The following is a 6884-nucleotide window of genomic DNA, read 5'->3' as shown; positions in this document are numbered from 1 at the left end:
CTTGTTCCTATCGTCGGTCTAGGCCAGATGCATTCTTTATCGGCGCTTGGGTGAAAGGAGGAGGGGTGAAATCTCCCACGGTCTGTACTGCGGCTAACAGTCAGAATCGAGCTTTGTCCCTCCTCCTTCCTTCAAGTCCTACCATACAAGCGAGCTTGCTCGCGATGGCGTCATGCCAGCCGACTTCGATGTTGACTGATATACCGCTATCGCGAGCAAGCTCGCTCCCACATTTGGAATTGTGTTGGGCCAAAAAAATACCCCAGGTCGCGAGACCTGGGGCATTTTGTATGGCTTGGAAAAACTCAGCGATTGCGGGTCAGCAGCGCTGGTTTTTCGCCCCGTGGACGGCTTGGCAGTTGATCCAGCTGTTCAGGCGTCGGGAAGCGATCGGCTTTCGATTCCTTGTGCATGATCTTCGGCTGGTTGCTGCGCGGGTTCTGCACGGCGGGTTCCTGACGAGGCTGGTCGTCACGGGCCGGACGGCGCGGGCGGGTGTCGTCGCGACGGGCCTGGCCGTCACGCGGGGCGCCGTTGCGTGGGCCGCTGCGCTTGGCCGGTGGCGTGCCGGTGGACGAGCCATTGCTATTGCGTGGACCGTTCTGGCGACCTTGTGGCTGGCCGCTACGCGGTGCACCTGCACCAGCGCCTTGTGCCGGGGCACCTGGACGGCGACCGCGACCCTGGGCCGGTTTCTGCTGTGGCACGTAGTCGACGCGGTTACCGAAGTTATCGATATCGTCGTCCAGGAACTCGTCCGGGGCACGATCGGCTGCGGCGCGTGGGGCTGGACGCTGCTGTTCACGGGCTGGCGTGCCTTCGCGTGGCTTCTGCTCGCGGGCTGGGCGTTCGCCGCGCGCATTGTTGTTGCTAGCCGATTTTTCCTTACCCTTGTCCTTGCCTTTGTCTTTGCGGCCGCCGCCACCACCGCCGCCATTTGGCCCGTCGCCGCGGGGGCCGCGGGCGTTACGCGGATTGCGCACGTCCGGACGTTCGCGCACTTCAGGCTTCTCGGCCTCGATGGTGCTGGCGTCGAAGCCCATCAGGTCGCCGTCGGAAATTTTCTGCTTGGTCATGCGCTCGATGCTTTTGAGCAGCTTTTCTTCGTCCGGTGCGACCAGCGAGATCGCTTCGCCCGAACGACCGGCCCGGCCGGTACGACCGATACGGTGCACGTAGTCTTCATCGACGTTTGGCAGTTCGAAGTTGACCACGTGAGGCAACTGGTCGATGTCCAGGCCACGGGCCGCGATGTCGGTGGCCACCAGGATGCGCACTTCGCCGGCCTTGAAGTCGGCGAGGGCCTTGGTGCGGGCGTTCTGGCTCTTGTTACCGTGGATTGCCACAGCCGGCAGGCCGTGCTTGTCCAGGTATTCGGCCAGGCGGTTGGCGCCGTGCTTGGTGCGGGTGAACACCAGGACCTGTTCCCAGGCACCGGCGGTAATCAGGTGCGCCAGCAGGGCACGCTTGTGGCTGGCTGCCAGGCGGAACACGCGTTGCTCGATGCGCTCGACCGTGGTGTTCGGTGGCGTGACTTCGATGCGCTCCGGGTTGTGCAGCAGCTTGCCGGCCAGGTCGGTGATGTCCTTGGAGAACGTCGCCGAAAACAGCAGGTTCTGACGCTTGGCGGGCAGTCGAGCGAGGACTTTCTTCACGTCATGGACAAAGCCCATGTCGAGCATGCGGTCGGCTTCGTCCAGCACGAGGATTTCCACGTGGGACAAGTCGACGCTGCCCTGGCCGGCCAGGTCCAGCAGGCGACCGGGGCAGGCGACCAGAACATCGACGCCACGGGACATGGCCTGGACTTGGGGGTTCATGCCCACGCCGCCAAAAATGCAGGCGCTGACGAACTTCAGGTCGCGAGCGTAGACCTTGAAGCTCTCGTGGACCTGGGCCGCCAGTTCGCGGGTTGGGGTCAGGACCAGTACGCGCGGTTGGCGCGGGCCATGACGCTGGGATTTGTCTGGGTGACCGTTGGGGAACAACCGCTCCAGGATCGGAAGGGCGAAACCGCCGGTTTTACCAGTACCTGTCTGCGCCGCGACCATCAGGTCGCGACCTTGCAACACGGCGGGAATGGCCCGCTGTTGCACCGGGGTAGGCTGGGTATAGCCGGCGGCTTCGATGGCGCCGACTAAAGCCTCGGAGAGACCGAGGGAAGCAAAGGACATGAGTAATCCTGTTTTAGTGAGGGCCTGGCCCAATGGGATAGTCTTGCCTGGCGCGAATGACGTTCAACAAGAAGACGTCATCCCGTCCGGTCCTGCCGGGCCTCGAAGGCGGGTCCGGACAAGGCTCGCGCGGGCCGTAGGCGGCGCTGTAGCGGTGTCGGGATGCCTTTTGCAAGGCCGGGCGTCCGGGCGTGAGCCTGGCGGGAAGGCCGGAGTATAACAGAGCAAACGCCGTGCGCCGCTTTCCTGCTGCTCAACGGTTTATTTCAACGTTGACCCTGGCCGGGCGAGGTGACCTTGGCCGTCGGGTCGGCGCCGTAGCGGGCGCTCAGTTCGGCATAGGCCGGTTCGCGCTTGAATCGTTTGAGTTCGGCACTGAAGCGCTGCACCAGCAAATCCATCCCGGCGTTGCGCCGCACCGCCAGGTATTGGCTCTGACGGCTCACGACCATCGGGTTTTCGGTGATCTGGTCGCCCAACTGCATTTGTTCAAGCACATGTCGGCCCACCCTGCGGTCGGTGATCAGCAGGTCGATGCGTCCCAGTTGCAATTTGCCGAAATTGGCTTCGTGGGTTGGCGCCGTTTCCCGGGTGAACAGCGTCGACGCACTGAAGGCCTGGCTGTAGAGATAGCCGGGTGATGTGCCGATGGTCAGGCCGCCCAAGTCATCGAGGGTGCGAAACGGATGAGGTCGGGCATTGGCATAGAACATCACGAACTCGACGTCCGACAGCGGTTCGCTGGGGTAGAGCAGCAGGTTGTCGCGCTCATTGCTGTGGAAAATGTCCAGCGCACCGTCTGCCAACCCCTGCTCCAGCATCACCAGGCAACGCTTCCACGGCAGGAACTGCCATTCCACGTCGATGCCCAGGCGCTTGAACACAATGGCCGTGGTTTCGTAGTCCAGGCCTAGCATCTTGCCGTTCTCTTCGTAGACATACGGAGCCCAGGGTTCGGTGACAATGCGCAACTTCTCGGCCTGGGCAACCATGCTCAGGCACAAGAGAAGAAGGGCGGTCAGCAGCTGGACAATGACGGGCATGGTCTGAGGTTACGACGAGAGCTCATCAAATAGCTAGAGCCCTCTGGACTGCGTCCTAGTGGCCTGCATCAGGTGCTCGTAGATGGCTTCGCGGCGCTCACCCAGTACCAGGCGAATCAGTGGATGATTGAGCCAGCGTTTGAGCTCATGGTCTTGCAATGGTTTCTTCCGGCGGTCTTCGACGTTCTCCAAGGCCTTTTCCCACCAGGCCGGGGCGCAGGCTTGATCGAACTGGTTGGTGTGGCGGTAGCAGCCGTAGAGAATCTCGCGCATGAACTGGCGTTTATGGCTGGGCAGCGCCAGGGTGATGAACTTGTAGGTCAGGCGCTGAAAGGTCGGTGGGCGGGGCAGGATGGCGGTGACTTGCCCGGTTTCATCCAAGGCCAGTTGGCAAACCGGTGCGGCTCGGTGTTTGTCGAGCCAGGCTTTGATCTTGGCGCGGAATAGTTGCTTGCGGCTCCAGTAATGATGGATCAGGTCCGGACATTCGCGCACCTGCACCGAGCGATAGGCCGCCACCGAAAGGCAGAACTCTTCCAATGTGTAGGCGCCCTGTGCCAATGGATACAGCTCATCCATCAGGGCGATCGAGCGATCCAGTACTGAGGCATCGACGCAGTTGAGGCCGATGACCCCCGAGTTCAACAAGGGCATGTCATCGTCTGCCAACTGCCGTTGGCGCAGTGCGTCGGCCAGTGTCAGGTAAAGCCCGGCGTCCTTGTTGGCGCCATAGGTCAGGCCGAAGGCATTGCACAGCAATGTGCCAGGCTGGACGCGGCGAAACAGTTCGAGCGGTGAGCAATGGAAAAAAGTGTCGGTGTCGATCAGCAACGCCACTTCGGCTTCTTCAAGGACTTTCTGCATCACCATATGCTTGGCACGGAAGTGATAACCGTGGGGTTCGATCCAGGCCTTGCGGGTCTCGTTGTCCAACGGGCGCACACGCACCGGCAATCCTTCATACGGCACGGGATTGTCGGTGAACACCTGGATATCCAATGCATCGTCTGGCGTCTTGCGTAGGCCTGCCAACGCGCTGGCGATGCTGAACAACGCTTCCTGGTGATAGGTTTCGGCCCCGTAGACCAGGTAAATGAGTTGTGGGGTCGTTAACCTGTGACCATTAGGCATCTACTGCAATCCTCCGGATATCTTTGCTTAAAAAAAGGCCTTGGTTTTCGCCAAGGCCTCTTCGTACCACCGCATCAAGTCACTCAGCGCGGCAGCTTGAGGTTGTTCCATACCGCGAGGCTGGGTTCGGCCTGGTTAAGGGTATAGAAATGCAGCCCCGGTGCTCCGCCTTGTAACAAACGCTCACACATTTGCGTGATAACTTCCTCGCCAAAGCTTTGGATGCTGGAGGAGTCGTCGCCGTAGGCTTCCAGTTGCTTGCGGATCCAGCGTGGGATTTCTGCACCGCACGCGTCGGAGAAGCGCGCCAGCTTGCTGTAGTTGGTGATCGGCATGATTCCCGGCACCACAGGAATGTCGACGCCCAACTTGCGTATGCGCTCGACGAAGTAGAAATAACTGTCGGCGTTGAAGAAGTACTGGGTGATCGCGCTGTTGGCGCCAGCGTTGGCCTTGCGGACGAAGTTGCGCAGGTCGTCTTCGAAATTGCGCGCCTGGGGGTGCATTTCCGGGTATGCCGCGACTTCGATATGGAAGTGCTCGCCAGTTTCTTCGCGAATGAACTCAACCAGGTCATTGGCGTGGCGCAGCTCGCCGCTGGCCATGCCCATGCCCGAGGGCAGGTCGCCACGCAGGGCAACGACGCGCTTGATGCCTGCGGCCTTGTACTGGGTCAGCAGATTGCGCAGGTCGTCCTTGCTGTCGCCCACGCAGGACAGGTGAGGGGCAGCCGAGATTTTGACTTCGCTTTCGAGCTGCAACACGGTGTTCAGGGTACGGTCACGGGTCGAACCGCCGGCGCCGTAGGTGCAGGAGAAGAAGTCGGGGTTGTAGCTGGCCAGCTGACGGGCAGTGGCGATCAGTTTTTCATGCCCAGCATCGGTCTTCGTCGGGAAGAACTCGAAGCTGTAGCGACGGTCTTGGGACATGGTCATATCCTTGGAAACTCGTAAGCCGGAGAGGCCTGCACAAGCCTTGAGAGGCGGGCTTGTGTGGGGGCGAGCTTGCTCGCGATTGGCATCGCCTCGGTCTGACAGCTGAATCGAGGTGTCTGCATCGCGAGCAAGCTCGCTCCCACAAAAGAGCCCGCTCCCACAGGGGAGCAGCGCCGATCAGTAGCGGTAAGCGTGCGGCTTGAACGGGCCTTCGACGGCGACGCCGATGTAGTCAGCCTGTTGCTTGGTCAGTTGGGTGACCACGCCGCCGAAACCGCGGACCATTTCCAGGGCCACTTCTTCGTCGAGTTTCTTGGGCAGTACTTCCACGGTCAGGCGCTCGGCTTTCTGGGCCGGCGACAGGTCGGCGTATTTCTGGCCGAACAGGAATATCTGGGCCAGGACCTGGTTGGCGAACGAGCCGTCCATGATGCGGCTTGGGTGGCCGGTGGCGTTACCCAGGTTAACCAGGCGGCCTTCAGCCAGCAGGATCAGGTAGTCGTCGTTCTGTGGGTCGAAGTTGCCAGTGCCGGTGCGGTGCACCTTGTGGACCTGCGGCTTCACTTCTTCCCATGCCCAGTTCTTGCGCATGAAAGCGGTGTCGATTTCATTGTCGAAGTGGCCGATGTTGCAGACCACGGCGCGCTTTTTCAGGGCCTTGAGCATGTTGGCGTCGCAGACATTGACGTTGCCGGTGGTGGTCACGATCAGGTCGATCTTGCCCAGCAGCGCCTTGTCGATGCTCGCTTCGGTGCCGTCGTTGATCCCGTCGATGAACGGCGAAACCAGTTCGAAACCGTCCATGCAAGCCTGCATGGCGCAGATCGGGTCGACTTCGGACACCTTGACGATCATGCCTTCCTGACGCAGGGACTGGGCCGAACCCTTGCCCACGTCGCCGTAGCCGATCACCAGAGCCTGCTTGCCCGACAACAGGTGGTCGGTGCCGCGCTTGATGGCGTCGTTGAGGCTATGACGGCAGCCGTACTTGTTGTCGTTCTTGCTCTTGGTCACCGAGTCGTTGACGTTGATGGCCGGGATCTTCAGTTCGCCCTTGGCCAGCATGTCCAGCAGGCGGTGCACGCCAGTGGTGGTTTCCTCGGTCACACCGTGGACGTTTTCCAGCACGGTTGCGTACTTCTTGTGCAGCAGCTCGGTCAGGTCGCCGCCGTCGTCGAGGATCATGTTGGTGTCCCACGGCTGGCCATCCTTGAGGATGGTCTGCTCCAGGCACCACTCGTACTCTTGCTCGGTCTCGCCTTTCCAGGCGAATACCGGGATACCGGCGGCGGCGATGGCGGCAGCGGCCTGGTCCTGGGTCGAGAAGATGTTGCAGGACGACCAGCGCACTTCGGCACCCAGGGCAACCAGGGTTTCGATCAGCACGGCGGTCTGGATGGTCATGTGGATGCAGCCGAGGATTTTTGCGCCCTTCAATGGCTGTTCGCCAGAGTACTTGCGGCGCAGGCCCATCAGGGCTGGCATTTCGGATTCGGCGATGATGATTTCGCGACGGCCCCAGGCAGCCAGGGACATGTCGGCGACTTTGTAGTCGGTAAAATCGGCAGGCGTGATAACAGCGCTCATGAAGAGTCTCCATT

At 61.1% G+C, this 6884-nt stretch carries 4 protein-coding genes and 1 pseudogene; all 5 read right to left on the bottom strand.

Going from position 1 to position 6884, the window contains the following annotated elements; genetic code table 11:
- Nucleotides 1-305: 305 nt before the first annotated feature.
- Nucleotides 306-2174, bottom strand: coding sequence for a DEAD/DEAH box helicase (locus AACY31_RS15085; protein ID WP_339477509.1), 1869 nt, complete (start codon nucleotides 2172-2174; stop codon nucleotides 306-308).
- Between the two features lie 261 nt (nucleotides 2175-2435).
- Nucleotides 2436-3217 (bottom strand): annotated as a pseudogene (locus AACY31_RS15080) (substrate-binding periplasmic protein).
- Between the two features lie 33 nt (nucleotides 3218-3250).
- Nucleotides 3251-4348, bottom strand: a complete 1098-nt coding sequence (locus AACY31_RS15075) for a hypothetical protein (RefSeq protein WP_339477507.1) — start codon at nucleotides 4346-4348, stop codon at nucleotides 3251-3253.
- 83 nt (nucleotides 4349-4431) lie between these two features.
- On the bottom strand, nucleotides 4432-5277 hold the full coding sequence (metF, locus tag AACY31_RS15070; protein ID WP_339477505.1) for a methylenetetrahydrofolate reductase [NAD(P)H]: 846 nt from the start codon (nucleotides 5275-5277) through the stop codon (nucleotides 4432-4434).
- Between the two features lie 183 nt (nucleotides 5278-5460).
- On the bottom strand, nucleotides 5461-6870 hold the full coding sequence (gene ahcY, locus AACY31_RS15065) for an adenosylhomocysteinase (protein WP_339477502.1): 1410 nt from the start codon (nucleotides 6868-6870) through the stop codon (nucleotides 5461-5463).
- Nucleotides 6871-6884: the final 14 nt, after the last annotated feature.

The sequence above is a fragment of the Pseudomonas sp. RL_105y_Pfl2_101 genome (assembly GCF_963970585.1).
In the GTDB taxonomy this organism is placed as follows: domain Bacteria; phylum Pseudomonadota; class Gammaproteobacteria; order Pseudomonadales; family Pseudomonadaceae; genus Aquipseudomonas.
This window is presented reverse-complemented; position numbering and strand designations above follow the sequence as displayed.